The sequence below is a fragment of the Paenibacillus baekrokdamisoli genome (assembly GCF_003945345.1).
Lineage (GTDB): Bacteria > Bacillota > Bacilli > Paenibacillales > Paenibacillaceae > Paenibacillus_Z > Paenibacillus_Z baekrokdamisoli.
In genome coordinates, this window is sequence record NZ_AP019308.1 from 3,452,183 (window position 1) to 3,468,013 (window position 15,831).

At 45.4% G+C, this 15,831-nt stretch carries 16 protein-coding genes; 4 read left to right on the forward strand and 12 right to left on the reverse strand.

Annotated features, from left to right (window positions below; translation table 11 throughout):
• Window positions 1-271 precede the first annotated feature (271 nt).
• Window positions 272-1,330: an asparaginase gene (locus EKN16_RS15580; protein ID WP_164522806.1), complete on the reverse strand. Its 1,059-nt coding sequence runs from the start codon at window positions 1,328-1,330 to the stop codon at window positions 272-274.
• A gap of 211 nt (window positions 1,331-1,541) precedes the next feature.
• Here EKN16_RS15580 and EKN16_RS15585 point away from each other — a divergent pair, with 211 nt between their 5' ends.
• Window positions 1,542-2,771: an NAD(P)/FAD-dependent oxidoreductase gene (locus EKN16_RS15585; protein WP_125658897.1), complete on the forward strand. Its 1,230-nt coding sequence runs from the start codon at window positions 1,542-1,544 to the stop codon at window positions 2,769-2,771.
• A 183-nt stretch (window positions 2,772-2,954) separates the two neighbouring features.
• Here the strand turns inward: EKN16_RS15585 and cls are convergent, their stop codons facing one another.
• A complete protein-coding gene (gene cls, locus EKN16_RS15590; RefSeq protein ID WP_125658899.1) occupies window positions 2,955-4,382 on the reverse strand; it encodes a cardiolipin synthase in 1,428 nt (475 codons plus the stop codon).
• Window positions 4,383-4,526: 144 nt separating this feature from the next.
• Here cls and EKN16_RS15595 point away from each other — a divergent pair, with 144 nt between their 5' ends.
• Both EKN16_RS15595 and EKN16_RS15600 read left to right on the forward strand, forming a co-directional pair.
• Window positions 4,527-5,507 carry a peptidoglycan DD-metalloendopeptidase family protein gene (locus EKN16_RS15595; protein WP_125658902.1) on the forward strand — a complete coding sequence of 327 codons (981 nt, stop codon included), beginning with the start codon at window positions 4,527-4,529 and terminating at the stop codon, window positions 5,505-5,507.
• Between the two features lie 6 nt (window positions 5,508-5,513).
• Window positions 5,514-5,960 carry a bactofilin family protein gene (locus EKN16_RS15600; protein WP_125658906.1) on the forward strand — a complete coding sequence of 149 codons (447 nt, stop codon included), beginning with the start codon at window positions 5,514-5,516 and terminating at the stop codon, window positions 5,958-5,960.
• A 162-nt stretch (window positions 5,961-6,122) separates the two neighbouring features.
• Here EKN16_RS15600 and EKN16_RS15605 read toward each other — a convergent pair whose 3' ends face one another.
• The 10 genes from EKN16_RS15605 to galU (EKN16_RS15655) all read right to left on the reverse strand — a co-directional run bounded on the left by EKN16_RS15605 (window position 6,123) and on the right by galU (EKN16_RS15655) (window position 15,130).
• A complete protein-coding gene (locus tag EKN16_RS15605; RefSeq protein ID WP_125658909.1) occupies window positions 6,123-6,920 on the reverse strand; it encodes an ABC transporter permease in 798 nt (265 codons plus the stop codon).
• Window positions 6,913-7,842 carry an ABC transporter ATP-binding protein gene (locus EKN16_RS15610; protein ID WP_125658912.1) on the reverse strand — a complete coding sequence of 310 codons (930 nt, stop codon included), beginning with the start codon at window positions 7,840-7,842 and terminating at the stop codon, window positions 6,913-6,915. Before EKN16_RS15610 ends, EKN16_RS15605 begins: the two co-directional genes overlap by 8 nt.
• A gap of 156 nt (window positions 7,843-7,998) precedes the next feature.
• A complete protein-coding gene (locus tag EKN16_RS15615) occupies window positions 7,999-8,253 on the reverse strand; it encodes a hypothetical protein (protein WP_125658916.1) in 255 nt (84 codons plus the stop codon).
• A gap of 267 nt (window positions 8,254-8,520) precedes the next feature.
• On the reverse strand, window positions 8,521-9,828 hold the full coding sequence (locus tag EKN16_RS15625; protein ID WP_125658918.1) for a UDP-glucose dehydrogenase family protein: 1,308 nt from the start codon (window positions 9,826-9,828) through the stop codon (window positions 8,521-8,523).
• Between the two features lie 87 nt (window positions 9,829-9,915).
• Complete coding sequence (locus EKN16_RS15630) at window positions 9,916-10,374, reverse strand: PilZ domain-containing protein (protein WP_125658921.1); 459 nt, start codon at window positions 10,372-10,374, stop codon at window positions 9,916-9,918.
• Between the two features lie 66 nt (window positions 10,375-10,440).
• Entirely contained in the window at window positions 10,441-10,953 is a 513-nt protein-coding gene (locus EKN16_RS15635; protein ID WP_125658924.1) for a DUF1854 domain-containing protein, read from the reverse strand.
• Window positions 10,954-11,460 (reverse strand): hypothetical protein, encoded by a 507-nt coding sequence (locus tag EKN16_RS15640; protein WP_125658927.1) that lies wholly within the window; start codon window positions 11,458-11,460, stop codon window positions 10,954-10,956.
• A gap of 265 nt (window positions 11,461-11,725) precedes the next feature.
• Window positions 11,726-12,622, reverse strand: coding sequence for a UTP--glucose-1-phosphate uridylyltransferase GalU (gene galU / locus EKN16_RS15645; protein WP_125658930.1), 897 nt, complete (start codon window positions 12,620-12,622; stop codon window positions 11,726-11,728).
• Between the two features lie 588 nt (window positions 12,623-13,210).
• Window positions 13,211-14,179, reverse strand: a complete 969-nt coding sequence (locus tag EKN16_RS15650; RefSeq protein ID WP_125658933.1) for an LCP family glycopolymer transferase — start codon at window positions 14,177-14,179, stop codon at window positions 13,211-13,213.
• Window positions 14,180-14,245: 66 nt separating this feature from the next.
• On the reverse strand, window positions 14,246-15,130 hold the full coding sequence (gene galU, locus EKN16_RS15655) for a UTP--glucose-1-phosphate uridylyltransferase GalU (protein WP_125658936.1): 885 nt from the start codon (window positions 15,128-15,130) through the stop codon (window positions 14,246-14,248).
• A 277-nt stretch (window positions 15,131-15,407) separates the two neighbouring features.
• Between galU (EKN16_RS15655) and EKN16_RS15660 the strand changes: the two genes are divergently transcribed.
• Complete coding sequence (locus EKN16_RS15660; RefSeq protein ID WP_125658939.1) at window positions 15,408-15,779, forward strand: helix-turn-helix domain-containing protein; 372 nt, start codon at window positions 15,408-15,410, stop codon at window positions 15,777-15,779.
• Window positions 15,780-15,831: the final 52 nt, after the last annotated feature.

Below are 15,831 nucleotides of genomic sequence, written 5' to 3' on the forward strand. Positions count from 1 at the left end.
TTAACGGGAAAAATGACCGCTCAGCCCAAAATCGAGAGAATGAAATGGTGGTTTTCCTGTTATTTCTTATTGAACGTCTGAATCGCTGTGTAGAATCACCTATCGACGAATAAAAAGCGGCTTAGACTCGAAACGGACCCGTTACAAAATAGTCAACCACTGATTATAAGATTGAGCCAATAAAACTTTTGCTTTACTTCCGGCTTGTCGCTGCTAATGTAAATAATCCTAAAATCCCTGCCATTAAAGCCCTTGAGGAAATATAAAATGGTTAGTGAAAGGTGAGCTGCAGGCAGGGCTCGCGACGGCCGACGATCTCCCCGGCGTCATTGACGATCGCCGGCGGGAACTGCTCGCGGATGCGACTGACGAGGTTGCCGCCTACGCGAAGCTGCTCGAGCACCGCGCAGGCTGCCTCCGGCCAAGCGGACTCTCCGCCGTCGGCCAGCTTCATGGCGACGGCTAGCTTCTCGCGCCGCAGGGCAAAGGCGAAGACGCCCTGCGCGCCGCTCTTGGCGACTACGTTGGCGTCGCCAAGCATGACGCTGGCAAGCCGCCCGGAGCCCTCGACGAGGGCGGGGCGGCTGTTCATGGCTGCGGCTATGCGCGCAGCCGCAGCCATGGCGGCGCTGCCCCCGGCGACGGCCGGGGCGGCTAGCCGCCCATAGATGAGCGCGAGCCGCCATAGTGGCAGCGCGAATACCGGCAGGCCGCAGCCGTCAATCGCGCGGCCGATCGCCTCTTGCGGCATGTCCGCGAAGGCCGCGACATGCCCCAGCAGCTCCTGCTGCAGCGGATGTTCCGGCTGCGCATAGGAATCCAGCGGCCAGCCGCGCTTCTTACACAGCGCGAGCATGCCAATATGCTTGCCCGCGCATACATGATAGAGCTTGCGCGGTCCTCCCCCCGCAGCAGCAAGAGCATCACGCGCTCGCAAGCTTGCTGGCAGGGTTGGCCCAAAGGCCAGCTGCTCCTCCTGAATGCCCGTTTGCTCCAGCATGCGCGTGAGCAAAGCAATATGCTCTGCCTCTCCTTGCTGCGAGCCGCACATAATGGCAAGCGCATCCTCCCCTAAGCCATAGTCCTCTAGTACACCGCCCATCACAGCAGCCAAGGCTTGAATCGGCTTTGCGGTTGATCTCATATAATTCAGGATGGAGGCATCACCCGCCTGCGCAATGATTTTGCCGCTGCCCCCCATGGGGTCACTGCCTTGATCCTCTATTGAAACAACGGCTATATGACCGCTGTGCACATTTTCAATCCGCTCTCCCCGCGTCGTCTGCACGAGTGGAACACCAAGCACCTCAATACCTGTATCCTTTTTCAAAAGAGCACCTCCGATGATTTGTCAGGATGTAATAGCCTTGTAAAGTTGATGATACAGGTTCTTCTGAGGAAAGACCATATGACTCATTATAGCGATCGACAAGCTGGCGGTTCAAACTTAGTAAAAGGTGCTGCCTGCATCACCGCTTTACTCAAAGAAAGCCCAACATATTCGGAAAAGTTGGGCATATTAGGCTTGGGAGGTATCGACAATGAAGGACTTGCACAATGGAACACTTTATTGGCCACAAACGATGGAGCACTATCGTACATACCCACAGCTTGCAGCAGATATTGATGTGCAGGTTGCTATTGTTGGCGGTGGTATGTCAGGTGCTGCTTGCGGTTATGCGCTTGCCAAGAACGGCATTCAAGCTTGTATCTTGGAGCGTGGCGAAGTTGCAGGTGGAAGTACCTCTGCTAATACAGGACTGCTGCAATTTTGTAACGATGTCATGCTATCTGCACTCATTGACCAGATCGGCGAAACTGACGCCGTCAGCTTTTATAAGGCCTGCAAGCAAGCTGTAGAGCAAATTGGACAGATCGCCTCAGAGCTAGACGTAGATGTCGGCTTCATCAGCCGGAGCAGCCTGTACTATGCCAGCACGGAGAGTGAATTACCCAATCTTAAGCGTGAATTTGCTGCGTTAAAGAATCATGGATTCGACGTGGAATTTTGGACCCCCGAAGATATCTCGGCCCATTACCCTTTCAGTAAGCCAGGCGCCATCATTACTCATGGGGATGCCGAGATTAATCCGTTTCGCTTTGTCCATGCGCTAGCAGATGCTGCCTCTAAGCTTGGACTTGCTGTTCACGAGCACACGGATATCGTTGCCCACATTACACAAGAAGATGGTCGGCAGCATCTTCAAACTGCATCAGGAGCAACCGTTCTTGCCGATCATGTCATCTATGCCATTGGTTACGAGCCGGAAGAGCTTCGCGGACAACTCATTAAAGCGGCTATCAGTCGAACCTATGCCATTGCAACAGCTCCACAGCCAAATATTGAAAAGTGGTTTGAGCATCATTTCATATGGGAAACCGCGAGACCCTACTTCTATATGAGAACCACGTCTGATGGACGAGTAATCGCAGGCGGTCTTGATGAAGAAACACCAGAACCCCTTACAGATGTACAAGCTCGTTATAGACGAACGGACAAGCTCTATGACAGAGTCAAGGAGCATTTCCCAACCTTTGATGCACCGCTCACTCATGATTGGACGGCAACATTCGGGGAGTCCCGCGATAATCTGCCTTTCATCGGCGTTGATCCAAGCTGGCCGAACGTCTATTACTGCCTCGGCTACGGAGGCAACGGAACTGTCTACAGCATGATAGCCTCTCACCTGCTTCGCAACCTGATAAGTGGCAAGGATCATCCAATCGCTCCTATTGTCAGGCTCGATCGTCCATCTCTCCAGAACGTCTAAACCTACTCCCTTCCCTATAAGAAGAAACGGCTTACGCCGTCCTTGGCGGCGAAGCAAGTTTCTTCCCTCTAAAATATAAGCAAAGTATAGAGGAAACTTATACTTTCTTATATTTCGAAAAAAGCTATCCGTGACGTCATTTCGAATGACACGCCGGATAGCTTTTTACATTTAATCAATGACTTACAGCAGCGGAGACAGCATACGTGCGATAACCTCGCTTGCCTTTTGCCAACGCGGACGTCGTTTAAACTCGTACATGTGGATCTCCATGCAATCCTCCAAATCCTTCTTGAAATCGTCATCTAACTGCTTAATAGCAGACTCGTCGAACATTAATGCATTGATCTCAAAATTACTGAAAAAGCTGCGCATATCCATGTTAGCCGACCCAACGGATGCGATTAATTCATCCACGATGAGTACTTTCGCATGAATAAAGCCTTTTCGATAGCGGTAAAATCGTACACCTGCCATTAGCAGATCCTCCACATAAGATAGCGAGGCGTAGAGCACCAGCTTCGAATCCGCCACATACGGAATGATGATTCTCACATCGACGCCGCTTAGTGCAGCCGTCCGCAGCCCCATCAGTACACTTGGATCTGGAATAAAGTAGGGCGTCTCTATGAAAATACGTGACTTGGCAACAGAGATGGCAGCAAACACGCATTCCAGAATAGCATCCGCGCTGCTGTTCGGACCGCTTGAGACGATTTGCACCTGCTCATTGCTCACACAGCTATGCTCGGGCAAATAAGCAAGATTATTCAATCTCTCTTTGGATGTAAAAAACCAATCCTGCATGAACACCTCTTGCAAGAAATAAACCGCATCCCCTTTAATCCGCATATGGGTATCGCGCCAAAATCCAAGCTTAGGATTAGCGCCCAGATATTCATCTCCAATATTGATGCCGCCCACAAAACCGACAAGCCCATCCACGACCACAATCTTTCTATGATTGCGATAATTCATCCGCTTGTCAAAGAAAGCAAGGCGAGGCGCTAAGAAACACTGCGTATGTATACCAGCAGCAGCCAATTCCTCAAGGTAGCGATTGCTAAGCTCCAAGCTTCCGACTCCATCATAGATGACCCGAACTTCCAGCCCTTCCTTCGCTTTCTTGATTAACGCCTCCTTGAAGCGCTGGCCAATCTGATCATGACGGATCGTATAATATTCAACATGAATATGATGCTTGGCCTGCTCGATAGCCTCTAGAATGGATGCATAGGTTTCATCGGCATTCGTTAAGACCGATGCTTCATTACAGCTTGTAATTGGGGATAAGGTCATGCTCTGAAGCATCCGAAAGAGACGTTCCTGATGAGTAAATTGATTACTATGCATATCACCTGGCCGGTGAACGATCTTGCAGCGCAGCAGTGCTTGAAGCCGCATCTCTTCCGCAACTACCCCGCGTTTACGAACCGTACGCCTGCGTTGATATTCTTGCGCCAAGAAATAGTACATAACAAATCCGATGATAGGAAAAATAAACAAGATGAGCAGCCATGCTACGGTCTTAGATGGATGACGAAACTCGAGGATGAGAATCGTGGCGATCTGAAAAATAAAAATGATGAGTGCTAGCACGACCCATATCATACAAGCCCTCCTGATGATTCGAAATGATACTAGCTTTAACTGCTCGTCTCCACCATATACACCTTTTTGTTGGCATGTTTTATAGCTTCTTAGAATAAATAGCTATAAGAACGTTCTAATCTTTGCCGGCCGGAAGGAGAACGCATGTTAAAAAGAACTCGGGGAAGCAAATGGTCGCTCCTGATCATGCGCGGCGCTGATCGAAACGTGAGGCAGTTCCAAGTTTCGAGGCGTTCCATTATCGCCGCACCTGCCGTTGCCGTACTTGCGGTATCTGGCTGCATCGCCGGGTTGCAATTCCGTTCCGCTTACCACCTGCACTTAACGGAGCAGACCTTGGCCACACAAAGGGCTTCTTTCGCTCAGAACGTTCAAGCGAAGGATAAGAAGGTTGCCTTACTGCAGCAGGAAATAGATCGCTTAAAGCAGCAAACCTCCGATATGGAGGATAAGCTGACCGATCTGCAGGAGCTCGAAGCGAAGCTCAAGCAATTCACTGACGCTTACAGCAGCACCGTTCATCAGAGTGCTCCTGTCCAAGCTCCTGAGCAGTCCATCACCAATGATAGCTATTCACCTACGAAGGAAGCACATCGTATGATCAAGCTTGCCATGGAATCCAAGCTCGATTTTCGTGCCTTCTCAAGCCTTATCGATACAATGGCAGAGACGATGACTGCCTCTCTGAAGCGAGATCAGCTGCGTCGTGCCGAACAAGCCGCCATCCCCTCTGGTTGGCCTACGCGATCACATATGCTAACATCTGGATTTGGTTATCGCACCGATCCCTTTACCGGCCGATCTACCTTCCACGCGGGTATCGATATTGCGGGTAAACAAGGTGATGCCGTCATCGCAGCAGCTGATGGAGTAGTTCTGGAGACAGGTACAAATGACAGCAAAGGGAACTATATCATTATTAAACATACTAAAAACCTCAAAACCACTTACTATCATTTAAAACGAATTGTGGTTAACCGAAACGATATCGTGGTACGCGGCGAGAAAATAGGTCTGCTTGGCTCCACAGGCCGCAGTACAGCTCCCCATTTGCATTTTCAGATCATGCAAGAGGATGAGCCGGTTAATCCTTTCAACTATTTGCGATTAGTGAAGGAGGACTGATAACGGATGTTCAAGGAAAACAAAAGACTCGGCACGACCGACACGTTAATCGGACAAGGAACTCATATTGACGGCAAGCTTACCAGTGAAGCAGGCATTCGAATTGAAGGTGAGTACCACGGTGAAATAGCCTGCAAGGGTGATGTCATCATCGGAGAATGCGGAGTCGTTAAATCCAACATAACAGCCAGAGACGTCATTGTTGCCGGCAAAGTATTCGGTGATATTCATACGAAAGGTCGTCTGACAATTACGGCCTCCGGTCACCTAAACGGCAATGTTGCTGCTCAATCTCTGCTCATACAAGAGGGCGGTATCTTCAATGGCAGCAGCCGGATGGAACATACTCCTGAGGCGAAGTCACGCCCGCTTACCGACCATGAGTTAGCCCAGCAGCAGCAGAATAAGGAAGCTAACAATAAAGAAAAAGAAAAATCCCGGCAAGCTGGCTAACGGGAATATCCATACACAGTTGAAGATGTTACCTCTACTTTTACTTATTCACACAAAGGAGCTCCCTTGTCATCACGACGGGGAGCTCCTTAGTTATTAAGGAATCAGCCGGCTTGTCAGGCTGCTTCCTTGATTATTTCCTTAATCCCTAGATGTAGTTGATTATGCGGCTACATCACGTTTGTTGAAGATAAACCAAGTCAGACCCATGAACACCACATAATAGACGGCTAATACGGAGATGGAGAAGCCCATAGTCATCCCTTCCTTCAGTGGCGACAGGTTCAAATAGGAAGACAGGTTCATATTTAGGAATAGGATATACTTCACCCATTCATAATCAAGCATACTTAACAAGCCAGTAACGGTACTTCCCGCAAGCAATACAAACAAGGAGAGTCCAATCGCTAACCCACCACTACGGAACACGGTCGATAGCATAAACGCGAGTGTCACCGTAATGATTAAAGAAATGAATTGATACAGGTAAAACAGCAGCATATAGCCAAGTACTGGAATATCCCGATTTACGGAGAAAACGTTCTTGACCACATCCTTCGAGCTATCATATCCGAATAACAGCATATTGACGAAGAAGGAGAATACGAATAGCACCACAGACATGAAGAGCGCTAGCAGGATGAGGCTGATATATTTGGAGAGAAGAATCTTGGAGCGGCTCCAAGGACGAATCAACAAGAGCTTAATAGTCCCGCTCGTAAATTCACCGGCCACGCTGTCAGCAGAAGCGACAACTGTAAATATAGTGACAAATACCAACAAGATGTTGGATTCAAGAAACATCATGGTCCAGTTGTTGGGATCACTATGCGATACAAGCTTAGCGATGATGGATATCGCCAGCTGTAGGACGACAATTATGCCGAACATAATCCATGTCCGCATACGCAAATATATTTTCATGTTCTCGTTTCTAACGAGTTGTAAAAAGTTAAACAACACTCTCGCCTCCTGTCATTTCCAGGAACTGCTCTTCTAGAGATTTATTCAATATTCGAATACCAAACACCTTGAATCCTGCCGTAACAAGCTCGGAATTAACGACTGCAATCGTCTCTTTATCTACATTGACAAGCGCTGCGTCTTCCTCTTGAATCGCATTATACTTGGCAAGATAAAGTACCGCTTCTGCCGGTCGATCAACCTCGAACAAGACACGGCTTGCCTCGCTTGCAAGTGGTGCCCCTTGACGAATGCTGCGTACATCAATCAGCTTGCCGCCTTGAATAATTGCTACGCGATCACACATGAGCTCCATCTCGCTGAGTAGATGGCTGGATACGAATACGGTTATTCCCTCTTCCTTGGCAAGCTTACGCAAGTAATCGCGCAGTTCGCGGATACCTGCTGGATCGAGTCCATTCGTAGGCTCATCTAATATGAGCAAAGATGGCTTATGCATAATTGCTTGCGCGACCCCAAGCCGCTGACGCATTCCAAGCGAATAGGTTTTTACTTTGTCATGAATACGAGATTTCAATCCGACTAACTCAACGACTTCATCAATTCGCTGCTTCGTAATGCCAGGAACCATGCGAGAGAAATGAAGCAAATTCTGAAAACCTGTCAAATATTTGTACATCTCCGGATTTTCAACAATCGCTCCGACATGCCGAATCGCTTTCTCATAATCCTTCCGAATACTGTGTCCTTCAATAAGAACGTCGCCATCTGTTAGCGACATGAGACCGACCATCATCCGAATTGTCGTCGTTTTACCGGCCCCATTGGGTCCTAGGAAACCGAATACTTCAGCAGACGGCAAATCAAGCGTCAAATGATCGATAATCGTTCGACTTCCGAATGTTTTCGTTACATTTTTCAATTGTACTACTGGCTTTGATCCGGTTTGAGAATCCATCCTTTACCTCCTGTTCGAGCAAGCTACACAATGGATAGCCGCTTCAATTCGTTTTCATTATACAGAAGATAGGAAGTGATTGGAAGTTTCTTTAGCGAAAATTAATACCTGCCCATTTACAGCAATATAAGCTGTAAATGGGCAGGTATTAATGGTTCACAAGGCTATAGCCAATTGGTTATTGTTATAGTTGGATTGATCCGACATCGCATCATGACGTTTCAGTCGGCCTTCGCTGAATAAATCCTCGTTCTCCGGCATTCCGGAACCAGCGGTTATTTCATAGCAGGTTTTGCAGCAGCCCAGTGCATGAATAGAGCGATAGAAGCCTGTTCGAAATAAGACCTCAGCTTCTTCCTTCAAAAGCACCTTCTCGCAGCGCACACAACAAAAGTGTTCCCTATCTAACATCGCTACCCTCTCCTTTTTCATTCTATTCTTTATACTATATGTATCAAAACATCGATATATGTTACATTACGTATCAGACTATTTTTAGATTAAGACATTTAGCGAATATTGTCAATAGATAAGAGTGTCTGATAGAATAATTTGTCGTGTATACGCTTACATAAATGGGCAGAAGAAGACCTTTGACATCTTCTTCTACATCTTCTTCTACATCTTCTTCTACATCTTCTTCTACATCTTCTTCTACATCGTCTTCTATGTAATCTTCTATTTAATCCCACGCATTCCAGGTCTACCAATTCCAACATAACGAATTCCAGTGTCTACTAGCTGCTCTTGTTTAATGGCATTCCTACCATCAAAAAGAATCGGTGTGGTCATAACCGCTTTCAACTTGTGCAGATCAATAGAGAGGAATTGCGGCCAGTCTGTAAGCAGACATACAGCATCTGCTCCTTGTGCGGCTTCCAATGGATCCGTATGCCAGCTGATCAAGGGATGATCCAAGCTGCGGCGGAAGTTCAACTCTGCTGCTGGGTCACTCATACGGACAGAAGCGCCTTCTTTAAGCAGATGTCGAACGATATCGAGTACTGGTGAATGACGAACATCATCTGTATTCGGTTTGAAGGAGGCCCCCCATACCGCAATGAATTTCCCGGATAAAGATTCTAGCTCTTGGAGCAGCACTTTGCGGATATGCCGACGCTGATCTTTATTGACTTCAATGACCGCTTTCAGCAGCTTAAAATCATAATCCACGTCACCAGCAATTTGTAGAAGTGCATGCGTATCTTTAGGAAAGCAGGAACCGCCATAACCGATACCCGCTTCAAGAAAAGAAGACCCGATTCTTCGGTCCATCCCCATTCCCTGTGCTACGGTAACGACATCAGCGCCAACTTTATCACATATATTAGCCATCTCGTTGATGAAGGAAATTTTGGTAGCGAGAAAGGCGTTAGAGGCGTATTTGATCATTTCTGCCGTACGATAATCCGTTTCAACTACCTGCTCAGTAAGCGGTCTATGAAGGGCCGCAATGGCTTCTGAGGCATGAGCATTTCTAGCTCCAATGATGACCCTCTCTGGCTTCAGCGTATCACTCAGTGCAGAACCCTCCCTCATAAATTCAGGAACGGATACGACATCAAAGGCTTCATTCGTGGTTGCTTTGATCCATTTCTCTATCTGTTCATTGGTTCCAACGGGGACGGTACTTTTCGTCATTATGTAGGTATGGCCCGATAAATAGATAGCCATAGATCGTACAGCAGCTTCCAAGTCGGTCAAATCACTTTCTCCATCTGCCTTTTGTGGTGTTCCAACCGCTAGAATAACGATATCTGCACAAGAAACGGCTGTCATGGAGGTTGTAAAAAACAATCGACGCTCCTCCTGCTGCCTCTGAAGCTCTTCTTCTAAACCCGGTTCATAGATCGTAATTCGTCCAGCCGCGAGCTCGTCAATCTTATCCACATCACGATCAATACAGATGATACGATGACCCAGCAGCGCGAAGCAAACACCTGTTACAAGCCCAACGTACCCCGTTCCAATGACTGCTATTTCCATATGTGCGCCTCCAGAAAGTTGGACATGCTTCTATTATACGCTTATGGGATTTATCATTACTGTTAAATTACTGTAAGAGCAGTCGCTTTATATCCACTTGTTTATTTGCCTAGTAATCGGCTCTCGCATTCCCTGCATCATCTGTTCGTAGATGCGGTGAATGCGATGCTGATTCGGATTCATTAAACGCAGCTTTTCCTGAAGGGCTGTAGAGAGCGCTTGCCAGATTTGGCTGTCTGGAACGAATACAAGACCATATACATATAAATTCTCTTCTCTACGCCGCCAAGCAACAGATCCATTTAAGCAGAATTGCCATTCATCAAAAGAAACCTGAACCTGAAGTAAATAATCCTTGCTGACGGGGAAGCGCAGATGGGTTTGAAATTTAAGTCCAGTAGGGCTCAAATCCTGAAGAAGAACCGGTGTAGCTCCTGATCCGATGGCTTTCCCAAAGATCGTACAGATGGATACATCCGCATGGACGCCATCTCTCACCTGAATACGCACCTGTTTGCGTCGTACTTGCTTCCTCTTATTGTCCACCTTTGTTCACCCCTTTTTTATTTTATGATACAATTTGTATCTAAATGTTCAAAAAAATAATGCCTATTAGGCACATAGATGCTTCTGAATGTTATCCCAGCATTGGAGACTATGATGATCCATGTGTTCCAGTTCCGAGAGATCAAACCTTCGACCACTGTTATCTGTTATGATCCATCGAGCGGATGTAATCGCATGAATATGATCTTCCAGCCGATCCATCACGATGAATGCGTTCCCCTCATCCGTATCCACGCTCCATATCCATTCCGCGCTTAATCTCTCCATCGACCTTAGTTGCAGGATACGTGGAATCCGATTAGGGCGATCTAATTCAAGACGGACAAGCTCCCGACTTTCATCACAGAATGCCTCTATATCCCGCAGGAATGCGATGGTTTCACCCGTGCAAGCGTAGAGTGAAATGAACAACTCTGGCATCAAACAAGATAGCATACGATCAAGCCTTACCCGCTCGTACCGCTTCCCCTCGACCTCCGCTGCCAGATAGCCATCGGAAGTACGCTGTAAGCGGAGTGCACAGGATGTTCTTGAATGAAAACAAACCAGCTCTGTCATTTACTCAGCTGCCTCCTCAACTTTATCTTGATAAGACCAAAGCAATCGCCACTTCCCCGTCGAATTAACCACGTAACAAGGTTGAATAAGTTCAAAATTCCCATAAGGACTGTGAAACTTCTGAGTAACGATAATTTCATAAACACCCTGAAGCTCCGCAGCCTCGCTGCTCATCTTCCAGCCTGCCAACAGCTTGGGCTCGCCTAGTGAAAATTGGAAGGTCGCCACACCATAATCCTGCATCGTAATATGTGCACGTTTTTGAATATATTCCGGCTTACTGAAGCGCTCCTGCATAAGCGGATGAAAGAGCTCCCAAGCACTCCCATAGTCGCCCACCTGTTCGTCTTTATAGAACTCTTGAACCAAGGCTGCCGCCTCACTCTTATCTTCGGAGGTGAATAAGCTTGCACCACTTCGCAAGGCCATCCAAAGTAGTAAAATAGCGGCAATGCCTAATCCAATTTTAAGTCCAATGGGTCCTCTACTGCTCCGTCTTCGGTACATTCTTAGCACCCCTGTCCATAAGGTTCTTACACTTTATGAGACAAGCGATTGGATTATGAGCAATACCTTTTCTTCTCTACACATTCTCCGATTTATAGATAAAACTAGTAGTGCGTTCAAGTTAAAACCAATTGAACTTTTGCTCTCCTAGCCATCAGATATAATCGAAACCTGCGTTTTCTTTCTTTCTTTCTTTCTGCCGAAAAGTTGAAGAGTACAAATTTCTTCCCAATCTCCATCATTCTGTGGACTCATCTCTATAACCTCAACCATTAAGAATTTTCTTCAAAGTATGTTCTCTTTCCAGTACTTCTTCTAATGCGAGCATCAGAGGATTTCTCAAATCCTGATTCAAAAGAGCAAAGTCGATCATTGTAGTAATAAATCCGAGTTTTTCGCCAACATCATACCGTTTTCCATTAAAGTTGTACGCGTATACACCTTCTATTTCATTAAGTCTTTGAATTGCATCTGTGAGCTGAATTTCCCCACCTGCTCCCGTTTCTTGCGTTTCCAGAAGATCGAAGATCTGTGGTGTCAAAATGTATCGTCCCATAATGGCCAAATTAGATGGAGCCGACCCAAGCTTCGGTTTTTCAACGAAATTACGAACTTGATACAAATCCCCATCAGACTCTAAGGGATCCACAATACCGTATCTCTCGGTTTGTTCAATCGATATCGTCTGTACACCAATCACGGATCGTTCAATCTTCTCGAATTGATTAATTAACTGTTTCGTACACGGAACATCTGCAACTACAATGTCATCTCCAAGCAGAACAGCAAAAGGTTCATCACCAATAAACTTGCGAGCACACCATACAGCGTGACCAAGCCCATTTGGTTCTTTTTGTCTGATATAGTGAATGTCAACGCCAGAAGATTTTTGTACTTCTTCTAAAAGCTCGAGCTTACCTTTCTCAAGCAAACTATGCTCAAGCTCAAAAGCATTATCAAAGTGATCCTCAATTGCACGCTTCCCTTTTCCGGTTACAATGATAATATCTTCAATACCTGAGGCGATGGCTTCTTCAACAATGTACTGAATGGTAGGTTTATCAACGATTGGCAGCATTTCCTTAGGCATTGCTTTCGTTGCGGGAAGAAATCTTGTCCCTAATCCTGCGGCAGGAATGATCGCTTTTCTAACCTTTTTCATAGTATCCACTTCCTATCCTCATATTTTCTCTCTTCTGAACCAAACCTGATGTGTAAAAATATGAGCTATTCTCTTCATCTTTGAATCAAGAGAATAGCTCGTATTTTTATAAAAAAGTAGGCATTCAACCCCGCCTCGAAACAATCTCAATAGATACAATTTGTATCATTTTATTCTTTACTTTACGATACGATTAGTAACATGTCAATATGATTTTCATAGTTTTTTTCTCATTTGCGACATTCTGTGTCTAGAATTTTATGTGAGTGTTTTGTATTATTTTCAGATAGAACCTAATAAATAGTGCATTAGTTCACCATTGGGAGCGGCTTCGTTTGTTAAGCGCATGTACAGAAAGAGGCGGATGATTTCACGGATGGATGTCGGAAACGATGCTGTGGAGTCGACTTCATCATCAAGCGAACTCGAGGCGTTACCCCCGGGTTTGGATATGAGCTCCTAGTCCGGTGATCAGCGGGACTTCAACCCACCTGATGATCGTGCTGCCACGCACGCACTATGGCGACGAACAAAATAAAAGGAAAAGCAGCTGCTTTTCCTTTCATAATAGCTGACACCATCTACAACTTATTGATCTGCCTGATGTTCCTTCAATACATTATGAATTCGTCCCCGCTCTGCATCATCCACAATGTAGTACCAGACCTTATTAATGATCTGGCCTTTACCTTTAATCTCAATGCTTTCCATGTTATTTAGATCTGCCCGGTAATCCATAACGAACGTCTTCATCTCTTCGTACTTAATATTGGTCTTTACACTATCTCCAATTTCATTAAGCAGAGTATTAATTCGTGTAATGGAGGAGATTTTCATTGCCTTCTTCATAACCTGCGACAATACCTCGCGTTGTCTAGCATTTCGCCCAATATCCCCCCGTGGATCATCATACCGCATTCGAGAAAACAGAAGCGCCTCTGTCCCGTCCAATGTCAGATGTCCTTTCTCAAAGTTAACCCCTTCATATTGAAAGCTCAAAGGGTTGTTCACCTCTACACCACCAAATAAATTAATGATACGCTCGAAACCTTCCATATTAACCTTAATATAATAGTCGATTGGGTAATCAAGGAACTTCTCCACCGTATGAAGTGACATTTCAACATTTCCGAAGGCGTACGCATGATTAATTTTGTCCACTGTTCCATGTCCTACTATTTCTGTGCGTGAATCTCGTAAAATGTTAAACATCAGAATAGATTTGTGCTTTGGATTAACACTAAGTACGATAATTGTATCTGAGCGCCCATGGTCATTCTTCCGCTGATCCACTCCGAGCATCAATACAGTAAAGGGATTCCGTTTGTCTGTATCCGGGTTTGAATTTGATTCTGACTTTAGTTTTACTATATCTTTACTTCTACTCAGGGATGGATCAACACTTATGTAATCCGAATGTGGGATATCTTCATATATCCGATCTGCTGTTACTTTAACGGAATGAAAGAGATACCACAAATATCCACCAACAAATAGAAGGATAACGAAGCCTATGGAACCGCTCCAAATTAAGATCTTTCTAAGCGGGAATTTCATACCGCTCACTCCTTGTTATTGAAGGTGTAACCTTCATGCTCTTTCAACTCATCACTTCCAACGTACTTAGATTGCCTTCTCGCGTTCCTTCTGAATTATCTCTTCAATAGATTGAAGCAATGGGTATTTCAGTTCTTCGTTCTGTATAGCAAAATGGAGTGTAGTAAGAATGAATCCAAGCTTCTCTCCCACATCATATCGAGTTCCATCAAACTCTAAGGCAAGCACACCACTTGCTTTATTGAGTTCCTGTATAGCGTCTGTTAATTGAATCTCGCCACCTGCTCCGACTTGCTGAAGTTCTAGAAAAGAAAAGATTTCGGGAGAGAGAATATATCGCCCCATAATAGCTAGGTTGGAAGGCGCGTGCCCCTTTTGAGGCTTCTCTACAAGCTTATTAATGGTATATAACGATCCATCAATGGATATAGGATCTACGATTCCATAACGATGTGTCTCCTCAGTGGATACAGTCTTCACACCAATAATGGATTTCTGATGCTTCGCATACTGGTCAATCAACTGCTTTGTGCATGGTACTTCGGCTTGAACGATATCATCGCCCAGTAGCACTGCAAAAGGTTCATCTCCGATAAATTTCCTTGCACACCATACTGCATGCCCTAGTCCCTTTGCCTCTTTTTGTCTAATATAGTGAATCTCCACGGATGAAGAGCTTTGAACCTTCTTGAGTATATCAAGTTTCCCGTTTTTCTGAAGACTGTGCTCTAGTTCGAAAGCGACGTCAAAGTGATCCTCAATCGCTCGTTTGCCCTTACCAGTAACAATAATGATATCCTCAATACCCGATGCGATCGCTTCTTCAACAATGTATTGTATCGTTGGCTTATCAACGATCGGCAGCATTTCCTTGGGCATAGCCTTTGTAGCGGGCAAGAAACGCGTTCCTAACCCTGCAGCCGGAATAATTGCTTTTGTCACCTTTTTCATAAAATGCTCACCTAATCCCTCTTCAATTTTTCTCTCAAAAAGACATAGAAAATTACATAATCAAAGCAAAACAAAGGTATAATCAAATTAACTTTAGGTTATAATAAGATTTGCTCAAGATACAATTTGTATCATTTATATTCTTCACTTTACGATACATCCCGTAACACGTCAATGGATTACTTATTCTTTTTGTGATTTGCGACGTTTTGTTTCATACGATGCAATAGTAATCATTTCGTTATAAACTGAAGTTGTGTAGGTTAGGAGGAGAACAATGAATATAGGCAGCCGAATCGCTAAATTGAGAGAAGATCAGAAATGGACGCAAGAACATACAGCCTCATCGCTTGGTATTTCACGCGCCGCCCTATCTCATTATGAGAAGAACCGGAGAGAACCAGATTCAGAGACTTTGATGAAATTCGCCGATTTATTTCATGTGACTGTCGATTATTTGGTAGGGCGTACTAGTAACCCAGAAATTAATCTTGATGATCCTATTCGTTCATTTGTGGATCAGTTGGAATTATCAAGCGAGGACCTTCTAAATAACTTCGAGCTGACAATAGACGGACGTAAACTAACAATCGAAGAGGCCCGCCGTTTCATCGCTTTTGTAAGGGCAGAACGCTCAATGAAAACCTAAACAAAAAAACTTGTCCGGGTGTGTTTTACTGCACCCGACAAGTTTTTTATTT

Bases quoted from the DNA above. Each gene is read 5' to 3' on its own strand.
- EKN16_RS15585 (WP_125658897.1), top strand. From the start codon at position 1,542: ATGAAGGACTTGCACAATGGAACACTTTATTGGCCACAAACGATGGAG.
- cls (WP_125658899.1), bottom strand. From the start codon at position 4,382: ATGATATGGGTCGTGCTAGCACTCATCATTTTTATTTTTCAGATCGCC.
- EKN16_RS15595 (WP_125658902.1), top strand. From the start codon at position 4,527: ATGTTAAAAAGAACTCGGGGAAGCAAATGGTCGCTCCTGATCATGCGC.
- EKN16_RS15600 (WP_125658906.1), top strand. From the start codon at position 5,514: ATGTTCAAGGAAAACAAAAGACTCGGCACGACCGACACGTTAATCGGA.
- EKN16_RS15610 (WP_125658912.1), bottom strand. From the start codon at position 7,842: ATGGATTCTCAAACCGGATCAAAGCCAGTAGTACAATTGAAAAATGTA.
- EKN16_RS15615 (WP_125658916.1), bottom strand. From the start codon at position 8,253: ATGTTAGATAGGGAACACTTTTGTTGTGTGCGCTGCGAGAAGGTGCTT.
- EKN16_RS15625 (WP_125658918.1), bottom strand. From the start codon at position 9,828: ATGGAAATAGCAGTCATTGGAACGGGGTACGTTGGGCTTGTAACAGGT.
- EKN16_RS15635 (WP_125658924.1), bottom strand. From the start codon at position 10,953: ATGACAGAGCTGGTTTGTTTTCATTCAAGAACATCCTGTGCACTCCGC.
- EKN16_RS15640 (WP_125658927.1), bottom strand. From the start codon at position 11,460: ATGTACCGAAGACGGAGCAGTAGAGGACCCATTGGACTTAAAATTGGA.
- galU (WP_125658930.1), bottom strand. From the start codon at position 12,622: ATGAAAAAGGTTAGAAAAGCGATCATTCCTGCCGCAGGATTAGGGACA.
- EKN16_RS15650 (WP_125658933.1), bottom strand. From the start codon at position 14,179: ATGAAATTCCCGCTTAGAAAGATCTTAATTTGGAGCGGTTCCATAGGC.
- galU (WP_125658936.1), bottom strand. From the start codon at position 15,130: ATGAAAAAGGTGACAAAAGCAATTATTCCGGCTGCAGGGTTAGGAACG.
- EKN16_RS15660 (WP_125658939.1), top strand. From the start codon at position 15,408: ATGAATATAGGCAGCCGAATCGCTAAATTGAGAGAAGATCAGAAATGG.